The sequence below is a fragment of the Streptomyces sp. NPDC030165 genome, from assembly GCF_055573595.1.
Genome location: NZ_JBVIBD010000018.1, coordinates 49,087 through 69,358 on the forward strand (window position 1 = coordinate 49,087; position 20,272 = coordinate 69,358).

14 protein-coding genes are annotated in these 20,272 nt (G+C 73.4%); 3 read left to right on the forward strand and 11 right to left on the reverse strand.

The annotated features are described in order from the left end of the window. Nucleotides 1-64: 64 nt before the first annotated feature. The 5 genes from ACZ4Z1_RS29490 to ACZ4Z1_RS29510 all read right to left on the reverse strand — a co-directional run bounded on the left by ACZ4Z1_RS29490 (nt 65) and on the right by ACZ4Z1_RS29510 (nt 3,980). On the reverse strand, nt 65-265 hold the full coding sequence (locus tag ACZ4Z1_RS29490; protein ID WP_468489683.1) for a hypothetical protein: 201 nt from the start codon (nt 263-265) through the stop codon (nt 65-67). A 163-nt stretch (nt 266-428) separates the two neighbouring features. Continuing rightward, a complete protein-coding gene (locus ACZ4Z1_RS29495) occupies nt 429-758 on the reverse strand; it encodes a hypothetical protein (RefSeq protein WP_468489684.1) in 330 nt (109 codons plus the stop codon). Continuing rightward, nucleotides 755-1,108 carry a WhiB family transcriptional regulator gene (locus ACZ4Z1_RS29500; protein WP_468489685.1) on the reverse strand — a complete coding sequence of 118 codons (354 nt, stop codon included), beginning with the start codon at nt 1,106-1,108 and terminating at the stop codon, nt 755-757. Before ACZ4Z1_RS29500 ends, ACZ4Z1_RS29495 begins: the two co-directional genes overlap by 4 nt. Nucleotides 1,109-1,228: 120 nt before the next feature. Then, nucleotides 1,229-1,561, reverse strand: coding sequence for a hypothetical protein (locus ACZ4Z1_RS29505; protein WP_468489686.1), 333 nt, complete (start codon nt 1,559-1,561; stop codon nt 1,229-1,231). A 142-nt stretch (nt 1,562-1,703) separates the two neighbouring features. Continuing rightward, nucleotides 1,704-3,980, reverse strand: a complete 2,277-nt coding sequence (locus ACZ4Z1_RS29510) for an ATP-dependent DNA helicase UvrD2 (protein ID WP_468489687.1) — start codon at nt 3,978-3,980, stop codon at nt 1,704-1,706. A 198-nt stretch (nt 3,981-4,178) separates the two neighbouring features. Between ACZ4Z1_RS29510 and ACZ4Z1_RS29515 the strand changes: the two genes are divergently transcribed. Continuing rightward, the gene (locus ACZ4Z1_RS29515) at nt 4,179-4,433 is read left to right on the forward strand and encodes a mycoredoxin (protein WP_468489688.1); all 255 of its coding nucleotides are present in this window, start codon (nt 4,179-4,181) and stop codon (nt 4,431-4,433) included. Nucleotides 4,434-4,563: 130 nt separating this feature from the next. Here ACZ4Z1_RS29515 and ACZ4Z1_RS29520 read toward each other — a convergent pair whose 3' ends face one another. Then, nucleotides 4,564-5,346, reverse strand: coding sequence for a helix-turn-helix domain-containing protein (locus tag ACZ4Z1_RS29520; RefSeq protein WP_468489689.1), 783 nt, complete (start codon nt 5,344-5,346; stop codon nt 4,564-4,566). Between the two features lie 130 nt (nt 5,347-5,476). Between ACZ4Z1_RS29520 and ACZ4Z1_RS29525 the strand changes: the two genes are divergently transcribed. Next, nucleotides 5,477-5,650, forward strand: a complete 174-nt coding sequence (locus ACZ4Z1_RS29525; RefSeq protein WP_468489690.1) for a hypothetical protein — start codon at nt 5,477-5,479, stop codon at nt 5,648-5,650. A 126-nt stretch (nt 5,651-5,776) separates the two neighbouring features. On the opposite strand, the gene nudC is transcribed toward ACZ4Z1_RS29525, so the two are convergent. The 5 genes from nudC to ACZ4Z1_RS29550 form a co-directional block, all read right to left on the reverse strand. Beyond that, nucleotides 5,777-6,712, reverse strand: coding sequence for an NAD(+) diphosphatase (gene nudC, locus ACZ4Z1_RS29530; RefSeq protein ID WP_468489691.1), 936 nt, complete (start codon nt 6,710-6,712; stop codon nt 5,777-5,779). A 238-nt stretch (nt 6,713-6,950) separates the two neighbouring features. Further along, entirely contained in the window at nt 6,951-8,351 is a 1,401-nt protein-coding gene (locus tag ACZ4Z1_RS29535) for a dipeptidase (protein ID WP_468489692.1), read from the reverse strand. A 10-nt stretch (nt 8,352-8,361) separates the two neighbouring features. After that, nucleotides 8,362-12,270, reverse strand: a complete 3,909-nt coding sequence (locus ACZ4Z1_RS29540) for a UvrD-helicase domain-containing protein (RefSeq protein WP_468489693.1) — start codon at nt 12,268-12,270, stop codon at nt 8,362-8,364. Nucleotides 12,271-12,417: 147 nt separating this feature from the next. After that, nucleotides 12,418-15,945, reverse strand: a complete 3,528-nt coding sequence (locus ACZ4Z1_RS29545; protein WP_468489800.1) for an ATP-dependent helicase — start codon at nt 15,943-15,945, stop codon at nt 12,418-12,420. A gap of 474 nt (nt 15,946-16,419) precedes the next feature. Beyond that, on the reverse strand, nt 16,420-16,863 hold the full coding sequence (locus ACZ4Z1_RS29550; protein WP_468489694.1) for an MGMT family protein: 444 nt from the start codon (nt 16,861-16,863) through the stop codon (nt 16,420-16,422). A 707-nt stretch (nt 16,864-17,570) separates the two neighbouring features. Here ACZ4Z1_RS29550 and ACZ4Z1_RS29555 point away from each other — a divergent pair. Then, a complete protein-coding gene (locus ACZ4Z1_RS29555; protein WP_468489801.1) occupies nt 17,571-20,102 on the forward strand; it encodes a lysylphosphatidylglycerol synthase domain-containing protein in 2,532 nt (843 codons plus the stop codon). Nucleotides 20,103-20,272: the final 170 nt, after the last annotated feature.

Sequence of the window (20,272 nt, forward strand, 5' to 3'; positions counted from 1 at the left end):
CCGCGGGCCGCCCCGCACCGGGCCGTCACCGCGCGCCTTACCTCGTCGGTGCCGCCCCTGCCCCTCACCTCGTCGGCACCGGGTCCAAGTGGGACTCGATGACGCGGAGGTGGGCACGGGTGCAGGTGTCGCACAGGTGGTGGCGGGTGCCGTGGGCGATGGTGCAGGTCCAGGTGGCCGGGGTGCCCTCGGCGGTGGTGCCGCACTGGACACACTCCGCGTTGTCGGTGGTCAAGTCCGCCTGTTCATACGTCTTCTGGTTCATCAGCCGACAATATCCCCGCCACCGCCGGGTAAGGGGGCACAACGCCTCAGGGGCCGCCCAGTTGGACAGCCCCCGAGGTGTGTGGTGTTGCGTGGTCGCCTGATGCGGTGGTGAACGCCGCCGGGCGGCCCGGCATCCGTACGGATGCCGGGCGGCCGGTGGGTCACTGCATGACGGCCATGGCCAGAGCGCGCCGGGCGCGCAGCGACGCCCGCTCGGCGCGGCGCTGCATACGCCGGGCCGCGGCGAGGCGCTGGGCCCTGCGTTCGGACTCGGCCTCCCGCAAGCGCTCTTGCATATGTGCGCGAGCCAGGGCTTCTGGGATGAGTTGCATTTCACGGGTCCTGTTCTGGCGCGACTCGATCACGCCGGAGTTCGCGGGTGCGGTGGTGTCGGTGAGGGTGGGGTTCATCGGGTCCTGCTTCTGGGGGTCCCGCTGGGCGGGACGGTCGATCGTTCCGGTGCCGCTGGTGTAGGTGCCGCAGAGGTTCATGCCGCGACCGGGTTCTTGCGCGGACGGCCACGCGGACGCTTGCGGGGCACCACGACGCCCTGGACGAACAGTTCGCCGCCCCAGACACCCCACGGCTCACGCCGGTCCTTGGCGCCGGCGAGACACGCCTCGCGCACCGGACAGGTCTGGCACAGGGACTTGGCGTACTCCACGTCGGCCGGGGTCTCGGCGAAGAAGACCTCCGGGTCGTAGGTACGGCACGGCACGGCGGCGCCGAGTCGGTCGATCTCGTCGTCGAGCTCGGTGAGGGGCAGCAAGGGGGTCTCCTGGGAGTCGGGCGGGGGAATCAGGTCGGTGGCTACGGACGGGGTGTGCGTCTTGAGTTGCACGGTGGTGTGTTCCTCGTCTGTTCGGCCCGGCTGGTGGCCGGGCTCATGGGCAAAGCAAAAGGGCCGCGGATCCCGGTGTGGGTTCCGCGGCCCTGGAAGGTGCCGACCTGATCATGCGAATCAGGCTGGATCTCTCCAGGGTTCGTGCCCGCGGTGGGCCCACGTGTCCTGCTGCGTCTCGTACTGCTTCCGGGATTCGGCACCGTTGGCCGCCGCGCCGGCGAAGGCATGCGCATGCGCTGCCTGTGCCGCTGCCGCTACTGCGGGTGCCTGGGTCGGTCGCTCGTCGCACTTGATCTCGGGCAGGAACACCGAGGAAGCGGCACGGGAGACCTCAAGACCGGACAGTCGGCCGGAGCCGGACAGACCGGTGCCCGGGAGCGAGGCGCCGAACATGCAGGTGGCGACGACCGATCGATCGGTCATTTTCTGGGTCTCGATGAAGCTGATCACTGGTCTCGCCTCCTCTCGGCGTCTCGGCGGACCGGAAAATCCGGTCCGGGCTTGTTCAGTACAACACGAATCCAGCGGATCCCGGAAGGCCCGTTGTCTCCGTGCCTGTGAAGGCTATGGGGATGCGCTCCGCGCGCGCAAACTATTTTTCTGACGACTTTCCGGAGGTTCTTGCACCCCCCTCCGGAAGATCGTCCGGCGACGGCCCGTCCGCTGCCGGAACGAGCTCCTCACCTGCGCACAGCGCGAGGACGTCGGCGCCGAATCTGCCCAGCTTGCGTCCCCCCACACCAGGGATGCCCGCCAGCTCCCCTTCGGTTCCCGGAACGGCCTCGGCAATCGCCATCAGGGTCTTGTCAGTGAAGACGCAGTACGCCGGCTGGCCCAGCTGCCGTGCCCGCTCGGCCCGCCAGTCGCGCAGCCGCTCGTACAACGCCTCGTCGAGCTCGCAGGGGCAGTCGTCGCAGCGCATGAGCTTCATTTCACCCGCATCGGTGAGCGTCTTGCCGCAGACCCGGCAGCGGGCGGGCGACCGGGTCCGGCGCTTGCTCGCGCCCCTGGCGGCGGTACCGCCCCGCTCGATGCCGCCCGCGGCGGCTGCCGCGGCACGGCGCCCGGCGCCTGCCGATCCCGGCCGCAGACCGTCCAGGAAGCGGCTGGGGCGCCGGACGGCGCGGCCGCCCGGTGCGCGCGACAGGGACCACGACAGGCCCAGATGCAGGCGGGCGCGGGTCACGCCCACGTACAGCAGGCGGCGCTCCTCCTCGACCTGCTCGTCGGTCTTGGCGTAGGTGATCGGCATCATGCCCTCGGTGAGGCCGACCAGGAAGACGGCGTCCCACTCCAGGCCCTTGGCCGCATGGAAAGAGGCGAGCGTCACACCGTCGACGGTGGGCGCGTGCTGGGCGTTGGCCCGCTCGTCGAGTTCGGCGACCAGATCGGCGAGGGTGGCCGCCGGCCGTGCCTCGGCGAAGTCCTCGGCGAGGCGGACCAGCGCGGCCAGCGACTCCCAGCGGTCCCGTACGGCGCCGGACCCGGCCGGGGGCACGCTCGTCCACCCCATGTCGCTCAGTACGGCCCGCACCTCGGACGGGAGGTCCACGGCGTCGTCCAGGAGGGCGTCGTTGGCCCCGAAACGGGCGGCGCCGCGCAGCTTGACGCCGGCCTCCCGCACCTCGGGCCGCTCGAAGAACCGCTCGGCCCCCCGGAGCTGGTAGGGCACGCCGAGGTCGGCGAGGGCCTGCTCGTAGACCTCGGACTGGGCGTTGATGCGGAAGAGGACCGCTATCTCGCTCGCCGGCACGCCGGACGCGATCAGATCGCGGATACGGCGGGCCGTGCCCTCCGCCTCCGCGGGCTCGTCCCCGTACTCCACGTACGCCGGCTCGGGCCCGGTGTCCCGCTGCGATACCAGCTCCAGGCGGTGCTCGGCGGCCCGACCGCGGGCCTGGGACAGCAGACCGTTGGCGAGGTGCACGACCTGCGGGGTGGAGCGGTAGTCGCGGACCAGCTTGACGACCGTGGCGTTCGGATGGCGGGTGCGGAAGTTCAGCAGGTGCTCGGGGGTGGCGCCGGTGAAGCTGTAGATCGTCTGGCTGGCGTCACCGACGACGCAGAGGTTGTCGCGGTCGCCGAGCCACAGGTCGAGCAGCCGCTGCTGGAGCGGGCTGACGTCCTGGTACTCGTCCACGACGAAGTGCTGGTACTGGGCACGGACCTGCTCGGCGATGTCGTGCCGGTCCTGGAGGACGCCGACCGTCAGCAGCAGCACGTCCTCGAAGTCGATCGTCCCCCGGTCGCGCTTGAGCTGCTCGTACGTCCCGTAGATCTGCCCGATCTCGGCCGGGTCGCGGGGCGCCTCGCGTCCGGCCTTGTGCACAGCGGCCGGGTAGTCGGCCGGCACGGTCTGGGTGACCTTGGACCACTCGATCTCGCCCGTGACGTCGCGCAGCTCGTTGCGGTCCAGGCGGATGCGGCAGCGGGCGGCGGCCTCGGCGACGAGCTGGACCTTGCGCTCCAGCAGCCGCGGCACCTCGCCGCCGACCGCCTTGGGCCAGAAGTACTGGAGCTGGCGCAGAGCGGCCGAGTGGAACGTCCGGGCCTGCACTCCCGCCGCCCCCAGCTGCCGCAGCCGCCCGCGCATCTCCCCCGCCGCCCGGGCGGTGAAGGTGACGGCGAGCACCGTGGACGGCTGCAGGATGCCCGCACGCACGCCGTACGCGATGCGGTGGGTGATCGCGCGGGTCTTGCCCGTCCCGGCGCCCGCCAGGACGCACACGGGCCCGTGCAGGGCCGTGGCGACCTCGCGCTGCTCGGGGTCCAGGCCGTCGAGCACCGCGTCGGCACCCTCGGGCGTGGCCGGGAACTGGCTCGCGGCCGCGACCTGCGGGAAGAGAGGGGAGTCCGATGCTGCTGTCACCCCGCCATGCTGCCAGGTCGACCGGGGCAGCCGGGAAAGTTGTCCACAGCCGCCACCCCCCGGTCATACGAATACGAGGGTCCGCGGAAGGGGCACCATACGCGTACGGGAGCGGTCCGGCACGGGCGGGAATGGTCCGGCCGGGGTGAACGTTCTCACCTTCGCAAACACGCCGAGTTTGAAGGAGCGCGAGGACCCATGGCGGGCACTGTGACGATGTACAGCACCACGTGGTGCGGCTACTGCCGTCGGCTGAAGGGCCAGATGGACCGCGAGGGAATCGCGTACACCGAGATCAACATCGAGCAGGACCCCGAGTCCGCGGCCTTCGTCGAAAAGGCCAACGGCGGCAACCAGACCGTCCCCACGGTCCTGGTCGTCCCCGCCTCCGGCGAGGAATCGGTCATGACCAACCCGTCCCTGGCCCAGGTCAAGCAGGCCCTCGGCGTCTGAGCCCCGGGCCCGCTCCGAGCCCCAGGTTCACCCGGACGAACCCCCGGCCGTCGCGGCCGGGGGTCTTTCGTCGTGCCCGGTCGCCGCGGACGGCGGCGTCCATCGCCGCGTCACTCCTGGTCACTCCTGGTCACTCCGGACTGCGGCTGTACCGTTCCACCGCGTCCTTCGACGTGGACGCGTCCTTGAAGACCAGTTCCCACGGCCCGGTGTTCACGTCGAAGTCCTTGCCGAAGCCGACCCACTTCCCGGCCATGCGGCGGCCGGTCGGTTCGGCCAGCAGTTGGAGGGCACCGTGGTAGCGGGCGCCCGCGTAGTAGCCGTCCGTCGCGGTCTGCTCGACCCAGGTGCCGGTGACCACGTTCCCGTCCACGGTGAGGTCGAGGGACAGTGGTGAGTCGGGGTGGGACGACGCTCCGGGGAGCGAGTGGCCGGTGAGCCGGTTGCCGTTCTGTACCAGTACGACGTAGTGGGCGCCGGTGAAGGTCTGCTCCCGTCCGGACGAGTAGAACTCGTACCGGCTGAGCCACACGCCTGCATAGTGCGCGCGTCCGGCCGCCTGGGCGGCTGTCCCGGCGTCGCCGGACGCCGGGGCGACCCCGCCGGCCCCAGCGGTCACGTCGTGCCCTCCGGCACCGTCGTCGCGCACCCGGACCATGACCGGCACGGCGAACCCGAGGGACTCGATGGGCAGCCCGGTGACCTTCTCCAGGGCGCGTACGTATACGGGCCGGGGCACGCGGGTCGTGCCGCCCTCCCAGCGCTGCACGAGCCGCTTGTTGGCGTCGTTGGGTTCGCCCGCCTCGTCGCCCGCCTTCCGCAGCGCACGAGCCATGTCGTCCTGGCTCATCCGCAGGGAGAGGCGGACAGCCCGGAAGGCTGCGTTCACTGCGAGATCCGACGTGGTCGTCATGGATTCAAGCTAGCCCCAATCTCCGCACTGTGACACCGGTTTGACGTCTTGCGCATGACGCCTGCCGGACTCCCACCGGGCGCCCTGCCGCCGTCGCGATGACGCCCGGCCGCACCGGAACATGGACGCCATGACCGAGAACCCGACGGACAGGTGCGAGGCGTGCGAAGTGTGCGAGCTGCTGAAGGCGCTCGAAGCCGAGGGGCGGGAGAGCCGGGATCAGTCGATGGAGGTCGACGCCCGGGTGCGGTACCGGCGCCATATGAGGGAGGCGCATCGGCAGGAGGTACCGCTGCCGCTGTAGGCGGGGAGAGAGGCGCGGGAGCGGTTCCGCCGTGTCCGTTTCCGTGTGGGATCTGTGTGGCGAAGGGCAGGCAGGGGTGATAGCCGGTGCGGGCCGGGGCCTCCCGTGGCCCCGGCCGCGGTGGGCTTACGGCTTCGGGAGGGGCTTGCCGTACCACATTTCGATCAGGCGGGCGGCGATGGAGATGCCGTACGGGGGGAGGACCTCGCCGGATTCGAAGGCGGCCTTCAGGTCTTCGCGGGAGAACCAGCGGGCCTCTTCGATCTCCTCGCCGTCGACCTGGATCTCGGAGGACGTGGCGCGGGCCATGAAGCCGAGCATCAGACTGGAGGGGAAGGGCCAGGGCTGGCTGGCGACGTATTCGACGTCGCCGACGACGACGCCCGCCTCCTCGAAGACCTCGCGGGCCACCGACTGCTCGATGGACTCGCCGGGCTCGACGAAGCCGGCGAGGGTGGAGAAGCGGCCCTCCGGCCAGTGCACCTGGCGGCCGAGCAGGGCGCGGTCCTCCTCGTCCGTGACGAGCATGATCACGGCCGGGTCGGTGCGCGGGTAGTGCTCGGCGCCGCAGGCGGGGCAGCGGCGGATGTGGCCCGCCGCCGCGATGACGGTGCGTTCGCCGCAGCGGGAGCAGAAGCGGTGCAGGCGCTGCCAGTTCTCCAGGGCGACGGCGTGCGCGAGCAGTCCGGCGTCGCGGGGGGACAGGAGCAGGCCCGCCTCGCGCAGGCCGGCGGGGCGCGCGGACTGGTCCATGCGGCCCGGCAGGGAGTCCTTCTGGAGCGCGAAGTAGCGCACGCCGTCCTCGTCGGTGCCGAGGAAGTAGCGGTGCGTCTCGGTGAGCGGCGCCTCGAAGGACGGTGTCATGACCAGTTCGGTGCGGCCGTCGGGGGTGTCGTCGACCAGTGCCTGGCCTCCGGAGACCACGAAGACGCGCGTCGTCGGGTGGCTCCAGGCCGCCGCGAGCCACGCCTCGTCGAGACGGTGGTGGGCGGCTCTGTCGATGCCGCTCGGTGCGCTGAACGTGATCGGCCGGTCGGCGCTGTGGTCGGTCCAGGTGGTCACTGCGGTTTCCAACTCCCCCTATGGCGTGGGTGGTTGCCGCCCGTGGGCGCGGCCGCCGGACGGGCGGCGGGCCGGGCGGCGAGGGTGGTACGAGTGGCCCGGCCCGTGCGCGGACCGGGTGGTGACCTGCGGGCGGCCGCCGTCCGGGGGCGAGTCCGCGCCCCGGCCGTGGAGCGGGTCGCCGGCCGGGTCACGGGCGCGGACGTGGAGGAGGGCGCCGGTAGGGCGTGGTCACCGGTCAAGCGACGCGCCAGTTCTCCGCCAGGTCGCCCCACAGGTGCGCGGCGGTCTCGACGCCCTTCATCAGCAGGTCCAGCTCGACCTTCTCGTTCGGGGCGTGCCAGCCGTCCGAGGGGACGGATATCCCGAGGAAGAGGACCGGGACGCCGAGGACGTCCTGGAGGTCGGCGGCCGGGCCCGAGCCGCCCTCGCGGGTGAAGCGGATCTTCTGGTTGAAGGCGCGGCCCATGGCCCGTACGACGGACTGGAGGGCGGGGTGGTCGAGCGGGGTCAGGCAGGGGCGGGTGGCGCCCCAGAAGGTGATGTCGTGGCGGATGCCGTCGGGCAGGCGGGCGGCGACCCAGTCCCGTACGGCCTGCTGGACCGCGGCCGTGTCCTGGCCCGCCACCAGGCGGAAGGAGAGCTTGAGCTGCGCGGCGGACGGCACGATCGTCTTGCCGCCGGGGCCCTGGTAACCGCCGCTGATGCCGTTGACCTCGGCGGTGGGGCGGGCCCAGATGCGCTCCAGGGTGCTGTGGCCGGTCTCGCCGAGCGCGGCGTGCGAGTGGGCCGTACGCAGCCACTCGGGCTCGTCGAAGGGCAGCTCGGCGAAGAGCTCGCGCTCGCGGTCGGTCAGCTCGACGACACCGTCGTAGAAGCCGGGGACCGCGACCCGGCGGTCCTCGTCGTGCAGTGCGGCGGCCAGGCGGGCGGCCTCGGTGGCCGGGTTGGGCACCGCGCCGCCGAAGGAGCCGGAGTGGATGTCCTGATCGGGGCCGTACAGGTCGATCTGGCAGTCGGTGAGGCCGCGCATGCCCGTGCAGACGGTCGGGGTGTCCTTGGACCACATGCCCGTGTCGGAGACGATGACCGTGTCGCAGGCCAGGCGGTCCGCGTGTTTGCTGATGAGCGCCGGGAAGTTCGGGGAGCCGGACTCCTCCTCGCCCTCGATGAGGAGCTTGAGGTTGACGGCCGGGGCGGTGCGGCCGGTCGCGGCGAGGTGGGCGCGTACGCCGAGGGTGTGGAAGAACACCTGGCCCTTGTCGTCGGCGGCGCCGCGTGCGTACAGCTTGCCGTCGACGGTCTGCGGCTCGAAGGGGTCGGTGTGCCAGCCGTCCTCGCGGGCGGCGGGCTGCACGTCGTGGTGGCCGTAGACGAGGACGGTGGGGGCCGACGGGTCCCCGGAGGACCACTCGGCGAAGACCGCGGGAGCGCCGTCCGTCTCCCAGATCTCGGCGGTGGGGAAGCCGGTCGCGGTGAGCCGTCCGGCCAGCCATTCGGCACTGCGGCGCACGTCGCCGGCGCGCTCCGGGTCGGCGGAGACCGAGGGGATGCGCAGCCAGGCGGCCAGGTCGTCGAGGAACTCTTCGCGGTGGACGTCGATGTACGCGCGGACGGCGCTGTCCGAGGTGGTGCTCATGTGTCCGAGCCTATCCGGCTCGCGGGTGCGGTCCGCCGCCGGTCTCGTGGATCTTGTCAGGTCCGGCGTCGAGTCCGGCGTCACGTCCGCGCGGGGCACGTCTGTCATCGTCCGCCGTCCCCCCGTCGTCTCCGGCACCGGCGGCCGGGTCGTGCTCGCCGAGCAGGATGCGCTCCAGTGCGGCCCGGTCGGGCAGGCGCGGGGGCCGGACCGTCTCCCCGCTGCGTACGTACAGGAACGCGGCGTCGACGGCGGACAGCGGCAGGCCGTGCTGCTCGGCCCAGGCCACCCGGTAGAGGGCCAGTTGGAGCGGGTCGGCGGTCTGCGCGTGGTGGGTCTTCCAGTCGATGATCTCGTACGTGTCCCCCTCGGGACCGCGGTTGCGGTACACGGCGTCGATACGGCCACGGACCACCCGGCCCGCGAGGGTCAGCTGTACGGGGACCTCGATGCGGTACGGGGTGCGCCGGGCGTACGGAGTGCGGGCGAAGGCTTCCTTGAGGGCTTCCAGGTCGTCCTCGTCCGTGATCGGTGCCGCTTCTCCGGCCGCTTCCTGGGCGAGCGCCTCGTGGCCGTACGCGCCGCCCGGCAGTTCGTCGGGGCCGAGCAGGGGCAGCGTCAGCTCCTCGAAGCGCGACTCCACCCAGGCGTGGAAACGGGTGCCGCGGCGGGCGGCGGGCCGGGGCGGGTGCGGCATGGGCCGGGCCAGCTCGCGGGTGAACCCGTCCGGGTCGGACGCGAGCCACAGCAGCTGCGAGGCGCTGAGCGAGGACGGCAGGGGCACGTCGCGCACGGTCGCGCGGGCCCGCCGCAGCTCGTCGGCGAGCGCGTCGAGGTCGCGGTCCCAGGAGGCCACGGTGCGGCGCTCTTCGGGGAGCAGGGCGGCGGCTGCCTCGGGTGACCGGCCCGGGGGCGCTTCCGGGGCGGCGGCCTGTGCCGGTACGCGGGCGCGCCCGTCCCCGGTATGGACGCCGCCGTCCGCCGCCGGGCTGCCGTCCTCCGGGTGCGCGGGCCGCTCGGCGCTCCAGGCACCCCAGTCGGCGAGGTCGTGCTCGAAGGCGGGTCCCCGGTCGCTCCCGAAGCCGTGAATGTCCTCGTACGGGCCGGCGTGCGTCTCCTCGTACGGATCGGCGTGCGCCTCCTCGTACGGATCATCCTCGGGCGGCGGCCACTCCGGGTCGTGGGCCGGCACGGCCTGCCCGGGTACGGAGGCGGCGCCCCCGGCCGCCGGATGCGGAGCGTCGTGGGCGGTCGCGGCCTCGGGACCGTCGGCGGCGGTGGCGTGCGGCGGTGCGGCACCGGCATCGGCACTCGCGTCGGCGCCTCCCGGCGCCATCCCGTCCAGATACGCGCGGACCGTCGCCGCAGCCGCGCGCCGTCGCTCCTTCGCCACCGAGTCCAGCGGCAGCGGCCACTCCAGCTCGGCCTCCGCCTCCTTCAGCGACGGGTTCTCCGCGCCCTCCTCGGGTGCCTCGGCCCACTCCTCGATCTCGCCGTGGCCCGCCTCGCAGTGGGCGCGCAGTGCTTCCAGGAAGGCGGACGGGCCGCGTGGGCGCTTCTGGTCGGGGCCCCACCAGTGGCCGGAGCCGAGCAGCAGGGAACGCGGGCGGGTGAAGGTGACGTAGCCGAGGCGCAGCTCCTCGACGGACTGGTGGTCCTTCATCGCCTCCTTGAAGGACTTCAGGCCGCGGCTGCTCCAGTCCGCGACGTCCGGCAGGGTCGCGGCGTCGCCGCGCAGGGCGTGCGGCAGCACCTTGGGCTGGGTGAGCCAGGAGTCGCGGGACTGCTCGCTGGGGAACTGCTTGCCGACCAGGCCGGGGACGGCGACCACGTCCCACTCCAGGCCCTTGGACTTGTGGGCGGTCAGCACCTTGACGGTGTTCTCGCCGCCCGGCAGGGAGCTGTCCAGGCCCTTCTCGTGCTGGACGGCCGTACGCAGGAAGCCCAGGAAGGCGAGGAGCGTCGCGTCGCCGTCCAGAGCCGCGCCGCCCTGCTTGGCGGCGAAGCCGGCGGCGATGTCCAGGAAGGTGCCCAGGGTCTCCCGGCGGCGGGCCGCCAGGGCGCGCGGGGACGCGGACAGCTCGACCTCCAGGCCGGTGACGGACAGCACCCGGTGCAGTACGTCCATCAAGGGGTCGCCCAACGAGCGCCGCAGCTCGCGCAGTTCACGTGCCACGTAGGCGAAGCGGACGCGGGCCTCCGGGGAGAACGGCAGGCCGTCGTCGGGGCGGCCGTCCGACTCCAGGAACGTGTCGAGCGCGTCGGCGAGCGAGATCGTCTCGGCCGGGTCGACGCCCTCCACGGCCTCGGCCAGCCGCCGTCCGGGGTCCTCGGACTGGCCGGGCCGGTGGACCAGCAGCCGCGCCCGGCGGCCCAGGAGGGCCAGGTCACGGGGGCCGATCCGCCAGCGCGGGCCGATCAGCAGCCGTACCAGGGCGGCGTTGGCCGTGGGGTCCTGGAGGACCTCGCACACCGCCACCAGGTCGGCGATCTCCGGCAGGTGCAGCAGCCCGGACAGGCCGACGACCTCCACCGGGACCTCCCGCGCGACCAGCTCACCCTGGATACGGGCGAAGTCACCGGCGGTCCGGCACAGCACCGCGATCTCACCGGGCGGGGTGCCCGTGCGCACCAGATGGGCGATGTTCCCGGCGAGCCAGGACATCTCCTCGGCGTGGGTGGGCAGCAGCGCGCAGCGCACCACGCCGTCACGCTCCGCGCCCGGGGCCGGGCGCAGCGCCTCGACGCCCGCGTGCATGGCGCGGAGCGGCGCGGCGAGCCCGTTGGCCAGGCCGAGCAGCCGGCCGCCGCTGCGGCGGTTCTGGCTGAGGGCGGAGCGCGCGGCCGGGCTGCCGTCCTCGAAGGGGAAGTGGTCGGGGAAGTCGTCCAGGTTGGCGACGGAGGCGCCGCGCCATCCGTAGATGGCCTGGCAGGGGTCGCCGACGGCGGTCACCGCATGGCCCGTACCCCCGCCGAACAGGCTGGACAGCATGATCCGCTGGGCCACCGAGGTGTCTTGGTACTCGTCCAGGAGGACGACCTTGAACTCCTCGCGCAGCAGCGCGCCCACCTCGGGGCGGGTGGTCGCGAGGGTCGCCGACAGGGCGATCTGGTCGCCGAAGTCCAGCAGCTCGCGCCGCCGCTTCTCGGCGCGGTAGGCCCTGACCAGCTCCAGCAGCTCCAGGCGGCCGCGCGCCGTCTCGGGCACCTTGCGCAGGTCGGCGTTGGTGAGCTTGACCTGGTCGAGGGCGGCGAGCAGCTCGGTGTCGTACGCCCGCAGCCGGTCCGGCTCCACCAGGTGCTCGGCCAGCTCGCCGTCGAGGGCCAGGAGATCCTCCACGAGGGCGGGCAGCGACTTCGTCAGCGCCGGATACGGGCCGGGGGCGGTGCGCAGCACCCGGGCGGCGAGCTGGAAGCGGGTGGCGTCGGCGAGCAGGCGGGCGCTGGGCTCCAGGCCGATGCGCAGGCCGTGGTCCTTCAGGAGCTGGCCCGCGAAGGAGTGGTACGTCGAGATCCGGGGCTCCCCGGGGACACCGTCCGCGCCGGCCGGGCCGCGGGGCCCGGGGACGGCGGATCCCGGGACGGCGGATCCCGGGACGGCGGATCCCGGGACGGCGGCGCCGAACGGGCCGGCCGGCTCCGTCACCCCGGCCGCGGCCAGGGCCTTGCGGACGCGCTCGGCCAGCTCGCCCGCCGCCTTGTTCGTGAACGTCAGCCCGAGCACCTGCTCCGGGGCGACCTGGCCCGTACCGACCAGCCACACCACGCGCGCGGCCATGACCGTGGTCTTGCCGGAACCGGCGCCGGCCACGACGACCTGCGGGGCGGGCGGTGCGGTGATGCAGGCCGTCTGCTCCGGGGTGAACGGGATGCCGAGGAGCTCCTTGAGCTGCTCGGGGTCGGTGATGCGAGCTGACACATCCGAGACCGTATCGGCCCCCACTGACAATCGCGGCAAAGTCCAGCTGAGGGGGCCGGTGAGGCATCACACAAGGGGCCGGCGGGGCGTCGTGAGAGAGCCGGTGAAGGGTCGTGGCCGGTGACTGCCGTGCCCGGCGGGCCTCCGTCACTCCACGACGTGCCGGCCTTCGGGCAGCGCGGAACAGGAGGCGCGGAACGTGCAGTGCGTGCAGTGCTGCCCCGTAGTGGGCGTGAAACGCTCCTCCAGGACGCGGCCGGCGGCGGTGGCCAGCAGTTCGCTCACCCACTCTCCCCCTCCCTGCGCGGGGGGCGCCCCCTCTGCGATCGGCCCCTGCGCCTGGACGGCGGGGAGCGCGTCCCCGCCCTCCTTCTGGGGGGCGCCCAGCCGCAGGTGGACGAGTTCCGCGCCGCCCGGCTCCGGCCGCCGTCCCTCGAAGGCGGCGTCCACCGCGCCCTCCCGCACCGCGAGCTGGTACACGGCGAGCTGCGGGTGGCGGGCGACCTCGGGTCCGGTCGGCTTCTGCTTGCCGGTCTTGAAGTCGACGACGTACGCGCGGCCGTCCGCGTCCCGCTCGACGCGGTCCATGCTCCCCCGGATGCGGACGGCGTACTCGCCCGCTTCGAGGGTGACGTCGAAGCCGTGCTCGGTCGCAACGGTCTCGCGGCCCAGCGTGGCACGCTCCATCACGTGCCAGCGCAGGAAGCGCTCCAGGGCGGCGCGCGCGTTGTCCTTCTCCTGCCGCGACTTCCAGGGGGCGTCGAACGCGAGCGCGTCCCATACGGAGTCCAGGCGCTCCATCAGGACGGACAGGTCGGCGGGCGTACGGCCCGAGGCGACCTCGTCGGCGAGTACGTGCACGACGTTGCCGAAGCCCTGGGCGGCGGTCGCGGGCGTGTCCGCCTTCACCTCGCGCCCCAGGAACCACTGGAGGGAACAGGTGTTGGCGAGCTGGTCCAGCGCGCTGCCCGAGAGGACCACCGGGCGGTCGCGGTCGCGCAGCGGCACGGCGCTGTGCGTCGGCTCGTACAGGCCCCACCACTGGTCGGGGTGGGCGGCCGGCACCAGCGGCTGGCCGTCGTCGTCGCGCAGCGCCGCCAGCTTCGCCAGCCGTCGCGCGGCGGCCTCGCGCAGCGCCGGAGTGGCCTCCGGGTCGACGGTGGTGGCCCGCAGCTCCGCGACGAGCGCGGCGACCGACAGCGGGCGGCGGGGGCGCCCGGTGACGTCCTGCGGCTCCACGCCCAGCTCGGCCAGGAAGCGGGACGGCTGGTCGCCGTCGTCGGACGCGGCTTTGACGGCGGTGACCACCAGGCGTTCGCGGGCCCGGGTGGCCGCCACGTAGAACAGCCGGCGTTCCTCGGTGAGCAGCGCGCCCGGGGGCAACGGTTCGGCCAGCCCGTCGCGGCCGATCCGGTCCGCCTCCAGGAGCGAGCCGCGGCGGCGCAGGTCGGGCCAGAGCCCTTCCTGTACGCCGGCCACGACGACGAGCCGCCACTCCAGGCCCTTGGAACGGTGCGCGGTCATCAGGCGCACCGCGTCGGGCCGCACGGTCCGGCGGGTCAGGGTGTCGGCGGCGATGTCCTGGGCGTCCAGCTCCTCCAGGAAGTTCAGGGCGCCCCGGCCGCCGGTACGGGCCTCCGCGCGGGCGGCGGTCTCGAACAGCGCCACCACGGCGTCCAGGTCGCGGTCGGCGTTGCGGGCCGCCGCGCCCCCGCGCCGGGCGGTCCGCTCCAGCCGCTGCGACCAGGTGGGCGTGCCGTTCCACAGCGTCCACAGGGCCTCTTCGGCGGTGCCCCCCCGGGCCAGCAGGTCGCGGGTGGTGCGCAGCAGCTCGCCGAGCTGCCGTGCGCCCCGCGCGTACGCCGGATCGTGCGCGACCAGGCGCTCCGGTTCGGCGAGCGCCCGCGCGATCAGTTCGTCGGAGGGCCGCGGCACGTCGTGCCCGGCGGCCCGCTCCTCCTCACGCAGCGCCCGCCCGAGCCGGCGCAGGTCGGCGGCGTCCATGCCGCCGAGGGGGGAGGTCAGCAGGTCCATGGCCGTCTCGGCGGAGAGCCCGTGCGCCGCCGTCCCGGCGGGCTCGCCGGCCGGCACGGAGGCGCCAGCGGCAGAGGCATCAGCCGGTACGGAGGCGTCATCGGCAGAGGCATCGGCCGGTACGGGAACATCATCCCCAGCGGCGTCAGCCGATACCGGAACGTCATCCGCAGAGGCATCGGCCGGTACGGGAACATCATCCCCAGGGGCGTCGACAGCGGGCGCGCCCCCGGCGGCGGCGTCGGCAGCGGGCGCGGCCGCCACCGCCGAAGCGGCCACCCGCAGGGCCGTCAGCAGAGGCGCCACGGCCGGCTCCTGCCGCAGCGGGAGTTCGTCGCCGTCGATCTCCAGAGGCACACCGGCGGAGGTCAGGGCCCGGCGCACGCCGGGGATGGAACGGCCGCCGGCGCGTACGAGGACGGCCATGTCGCGCCACGGCACGCCGTCCTCCAGGTGCGCGCGCCGCAGGATGTCCGCGATGTTGTCCAGCTCGGCGCCCGGCGTCGGGTACGTGTAGACCTCGACGCGGCCGCCGTCCCGTACCGCCGACAGGTCACGGTGCGCCCGTACCTTGCGGGCCGGCAGGCGGGTCAGCGGCATACGGGCGGCGAGCCGCCGGGTGGCCGCCAGGAGGGCCGCGCCCGAGCGGCGGGAGGTGCCGAGCACCTCGACCGGCGCCGGGGTGCCGTCCGTACGCGGGAACATCGCCGGGAAGTCGAGGATGCCGTTGACGTCGGCGCCGCGGAAGGCGTAGATCGACTGGTCCGGGTCACCGAAGGCGACGAGCGTACGGCCGCCGCCGGCCAGCGCGCGCAGCAGCCGTACCTGCGAGGCGTCCGTGTCCTGGTACTCGTCGACGAACACCACGTCGTAGCGCGCCGCCAGCTCCGCCGCGACCTCGTCGCGCTCCGCGAGCAGCACAGCGCGGTGCACGAGTTCGGCGTAGTCCAGCACGCCCTGGGCGTCCAGCACGTCCAGGTACTCGGCCAGGAACCCGGCCGCCGCGCCCCAGTCGGGCCGCCCCGTACGCCGCGCGAAGTCGGCGAGGGCTTCCGGGCCCAGCCCCAGCTCGCGACTGCGGGCGAGCACCGCGCGCACCTCGTCGGCGAAGCCGCGCGTCGTCAGGCAGGCGCGCAGCTCGTCCGGCCAGCGCACCCGGGCCCGCCCGGCGGCCGCCAGCCCGGCCTGCCCTTCGAGGAGCTCGCGCACGACGAGGTCCTGCTCGGGGCCGGACAGCAGCCGCAGCGGGTCGGCGAACAGGTCGGCGTCCTGGTGGGCCCGTACGAGCGCGTAGCAGTACGAGTGGAAGGTGGTCGCCTGCGGGGCGGCGGCGCTGCCCAGGCGCGCGGCGATCCGGTCCCGCAGTTCGACGGCGGCCTTGCGGCTGAAGGTCAGCACGAGCAGCCGCTCGGGGTCGGCGCCGTCCCGTACGCGCCGGGCGACCGCCTCCACGAGCGTGGTGGTCTTGCCCGTACCGGGACCGGCGAGGACCAGCAGCGGCCCGGCGCGATGGTCAACCACAGCGCGCTGGCGTGCGTCCAAAGCAGGAGGGTCCGCCGGTCCCGGCCGGGTACGCACCAGTCGGTACGCGCCGGTGGCATCACGCCGCGCCGGCCGCCGGCGCGGCTGCGCGGACGGCATGGCCGAGGCCGAGAAGGAGGAACTCACGTGGATCGCCGGTCCTGGGAGGAGGTGCTGGTCGTGGTGCGCGCCGCGGTGCGGGGCGTGCCGGTGCGGCCACCGCGCCGGACGCCGGGCGGCGGGGCGGTGGTGCGGGCCGTGCCCGACGCTACGCCAGGTGGCGCACGAGCCGCAGTCCGTCCCACGACGGTACGACGGATGCGTACGTCCGTGCCGGATGCGGCGGAGAGGGCGGGTGCGGCGAAGGGGACGAGTGCGCCGGGTGTGCTGTACGGGACGGGTTTTCTGTACGAGCCGGACGTGCCGGACGGTACGGAGCACCCGGCGCGGCACCCGGCCGTGACGGCAGGGACACCGCGCGCCGGACCCACGCCACCCGGACCCACGCCTCCCGGACCCGCATCACCCGGACGGACGCACGCCACCCCGGGGCCATACGTCCGGTGTCCGCGTCACGGCGACGGCGACGGCCTCTCAGTCCCCCGCCCCCGGATCGCGCCCGTCCCAGCGAGCCCGCCGCATGTCGAGGCGCGGGACGTGGCCCTCGGCGGACCGGGACGCCTCGCGCAGCGGCGTGCCTTCCTCCCGGTAGTGGGCCAGCGCGCGCAGCTCGCTGCCCGGCAGCAGCTGTCCGTCCGCGCGCACGACACGCCACCACGGCACGGCGCCCCCGTACAGGGCCATCACCCGGCCCACTTGTCGCGGCCCGCCCACGCGCCGCCCGCCACCGGCTTCCGCAGGCGCTGTGCCGGAGGGCGGCTCCTCCTCCCCCGCGAGCCACTCGGCGACGTCGCCGTACGTCATCACCCGCCCGGGCGGAATCAGCTCGGCGACCCCGAGCACCCGTTCCGCGTACTCGGGGATCTGCTCGCCGCCGTACTCGGGAAAGTCTCCCGCTGTCCCACTCATCCGGCCCATCCTGCACCACACCACCGACAGTCCCGCCCCGCCCCCGCGGCGGCCCGCCGACGGCGTGCGCGGGCGGGCGCGGCGGCGTATGTTCCGTTTCCCGGCCCTTCGAAATGCACCCTGATGCCCCCCACCTCCTCGCGGCCATGCCACCATCTTCCGGGCGGTGACTGGTGATACGAGATCAAGAAGAGACGGCCGGACAGCAGGGTGCGGTGCCTCCGCGGGAGGCCGGCACCCCTGACGCGCTGTCCTCCGCCACCCCCGCCCGGGGGGACGGAACACCACGGGGGAAGCCGTCACAGGCTTCCGAGACCGAAAAGGCGAGCACGATCGAGAAGGCCGGAAGAGCCGACGAGTCCGCGAGTCCGGAGGGGCCTGACCAGCCCCGCCGGGCCGACACGGCGACCGCTTCCACCGGAGCGGAGGGCGCGGCAGAAGAGGAACGCACCGCCGACGGGGCGGCCGGGCCGGCTGGTCCTGGCGAGACCGCCCGTACGGGCGCCCACCCCGCGGGCGGCCGGGCCGAGGAGCCCGACACAGTTGACAAAGTCGGCATAGCCGACAAGGCCATCAGAGGCGGCAAGGCAAGCAAACCCGACAAGACCGAACGTCTCGCCCCGTCCCGTGACCACGTGGGCAGCGAGTTCCACGTCGACCAGGTGTCCGGCGACGAGCCGCTGCTGCCGGCCCGGGTGCACCGGCCCTCGGACCTGATGCGTCTGCTGCTCGGCATCGTCGGCATCGCGCTGGTGCTGCTGCTGGCGACGTTCGCGCACGGCACGACCCAGGGCCTCCAGCGCGACATCGGGGAGGGCGCCGGGCTGGCGCCGCGGCTGCTGATCAACTTCGCCGGGCTGGCATCGAGCGTCGCCGTACTGATCGTGCCAGTGGCATTCGCCGTCGAGCGGCTGATCAAACGGGACGGGCTGCGTATCGCGGACGGGGTGCTGGCAGCGGTCCTCGCGCACGGCGTCTCGCTCGCCACCGACCTGTGGGTGGCCGAAGCCGCCCCCGAGTCCATCCAGGTCGCGCTGACCCAGCCGCTGGCCAACGGCGGGCTGACCCCGCCGGTGCACAGTTACCTCGCGCCGGTCATCGCGTACATGACGGCGGTGGGGATGTCGCGGCGCCCGCGCTGGCGGGTGGCGATGTGGTGCGTCCTGCTGCTGGACGCGTTCGCCGTGCTGGTGGGCCGCTACACGACGCCGTTCGCCATCGTGACCACCATCCTCATCGGCTGGACGGTGGCCTTCGGGACGCTGTACGCGGTCGGCTCACCAAATGTGCGCCCCACCGGCCAGAACCTGCTCGCGGGCCTGCGCCGGGTCGGTTTCCGTCCGGTCAGCGCGGTGCGCGCGGAGGACATCGTCAACCCCGAGCACCCGGAACACGCCGACCGGGGCCGCCGCTACATCGTCACCCTGGAGGACGGTGCGCCCATCGACGTGACCGTCGTGGACCGCGAGCGGCAGGCGCAGGGTTTCTTCTACCGGGTCTGGCGGCGGCTGTCGCTGCGCGGCATCAACCAGCGCCGCAGCCTTCAGTCGCTGCGGCAGGCGCTGGAGCAGGAGGCGCTGCTGGCGTACGCGGCCATCGCGGCCGGCGCCAACGCACCGAAACTGATCGCCACCTCCGAGCTGGGCCCGGACGCGGTGATGCTCGTGTACGAGCACATCGACGGCCAGCCGCTGGACGCGCTGCCGGACGCGGAGATCACCGACGAGCTGATGCGCAACGCCTGGCGGCAGGTGGCGTCGCTCCAGTCGCGGCGTATCGCGCACCGGCGTCTGGTGGGTGACGCGCTGCTGGTGGATCGTTCCGGCAACATCTTCCTGACCGACCTGCGCGGCGGAGAGATCGCGGCCGGCGACCTCGTCCTCCGGATGGACATCGCGCAGTTGCTGACCACGTGCGCGCTGCGGGTCGGCGCCGAGCGGGCGGTGGCCGCGGCCGTCGACGTACTCGACCCGGACACTGTCGCCGACAGCCTGCCGCTGCTCCAGCCGATCGCGCTCAGCCGCACCACCCGGTCCACGCTGCGCCAACTGGCCCGCGAGCGCTCCGAGCGGCAGCGCGAGGCCGTCCTGGAGGCGTCGCGTGCCTCGAAGAAGCAGAAAGCCGCCGACGCGGCCCGGCGGGCGGACGCAGAAACCCAGGAAGGGCCGAGCAACCGCAAGGTGCTGCGCGCCGAGAAGAACGCGGAGAAGCGGGCGGTCGACGAGGCGCTGGAAGAGGCCCGCGAGGAGGACCTGCTCTCGCAGATCCGCCAGCAGGTGCTGCTGATCCGGCCGACGGCGCCGGTCGAGCCCGCCCGTCTGGAACGGATCCGGCCGCGCACCCTCGTCACCTGGATCGCCGGCGCCTTCGCCGCGTACTTCCTGCTCTCGCAGATCACCCACGCCAACTTCGGCCAGGTCGGCGAGGCCCAGTGGCTGTGGGTGGTGGCGGCGCTGGCGTTCTCGGCCCTGACCTACCCCGCGGCGGCGATGAGCCTGCTCGGGTTCGTACCGGAGAAGGTGTCGTTCCTGCGGACGGTGATCGCGCAGGTGGCGGGCAACTTCGTCAAGCTCGTAGCGCCGGCCGCGGTGGGGGGCGTGGCGCTCAACACCCGCTTCCTGCAGCGTTCCGGCCTCCGGCCCGGCCTGGCGGTGGCGAGCGTGGGTGCGTCCCAGCTGTTCGGCCTCGGCTGCCACATCGTGCTGCTGCTGACGTTCGGCTATCTGACCGGCACCGAGCGCACGCCGTCGCTGTCCCCGTCCCGCGCGGTGATCGCGGGTCTGCTGACGGCCGCCGTGCTGGTGCTGGTGGTCACCGCCGTTCCGGTGCTGCGCAAGTTCATCGCCACGCGCGTACGGTCGCTGTTCGCCGGTGTGGTGCCGCGGATGCTCGACGTCCTCCAGCGCCCGAAGAAGGTGGCGGTCGGCATCAGCGGCACGCTGCTGCTGACGGCGGCGAACGTGATGTGCCTGGACGCCTCGATCCGCGCGTTCGGCGGTGGCGGACAGCTGAGCTACGCAGCCATCGCGGTGGTGTTCCTCGCGGGCAACGCGGTGGGTTCGGCGGCCCCCACCCCGGGCGGCGTGGCCGCCATCGAGGGCACACTGACCGGCGCCCTGACACTCGCCGGGCTCACCTCGGACATCGCGTTCCCCGCGGTGCTGCTGTTCCGGCTGATGACGTTCTGGCTGCCGGTCCTGCCGGGCTGGATCTCTTTCACACATCTGACCCGCAAGGGCCAGATCTGAAAGCCGCCATCCACTTCGCCCAGCACAGCACGACACAGCAGCGGTCATGCCGCACGGCGTGACCAACCATCACGGCATGACAAATCCGCAGCGTCACTTCGTGACGCGCCGTGTCCCTTCGATGCGAGCCGCCCCGCCATCCGGCGGGGCGCATCGGAGCATCAGTGATC

Bases quoted from the DNA above. Each gene is read 5' to 3' on its own strand.
- ACZ4Z1_RS29545 (WP_468489800.1), bottom strand. From the start codon at position 15,945: ATGCCGTCCGCGCAGCCGCGCCGGCGGCCGGCGCGGCGTGATGCCACC.
- ACZ4Z1_RS29515 (WP_468489688.1), top strand. From the start codon at position 4,179: ATGGCGGGCACTGTGACGATGTACAGCACCACGTGGTGCGGCTACTGC.
- ACZ4Z1_RS29525 (WP_468489690.1), top strand. From the start codon at position 5,477: ATGACCGAGAACCCGACGGACAGGTGCGAGGCGTGCGAAGTGTGCGAG.
- ACZ4Z1_RS29490 (WP_468489683.1), bottom strand. From the start codon at position 265: ATGAACCAGAAGACGTATGAACAGGCGGACTTGACCACCGACAACGCG.
- ACZ4Z1_RS29520 (WP_468489689.1), bottom strand. From the start codon at position 5,346: ATGACGACCACGTCGGATCTCGCAGTGAACGCAGCCTTCCGGGCTGTC.
- ACZ4Z1_RS29550 (WP_468489694.1), bottom strand. From the start codon at position 16,863: ATGGGCCGGATGAGTGGGACAGCGGGAGACTTTCCCGAGTACGGCGGC.
- ACZ4Z1_RS29555 (WP_468489801.1), top strand. From the start codon at position 17,571: ATGCGTCTGCTGCTCGGCATCGTCGGCATCGCGCTGGTGCTGCTGCTG.
- ACZ4Z1_RS29495 (WP_468489684.1), bottom strand. From the start codon at position 758: ATGAACCTCTGCGGCACCTACACCAGCGGCACCGGAACGATCGACCGT.
- ACZ4Z1_RS29535 (WP_468489692.1), bottom strand. From the start codon at position 8,351: ATGAGCACCACCTCGGACAGCGCCGTCCGCGCGTACATCGACGTCCAC.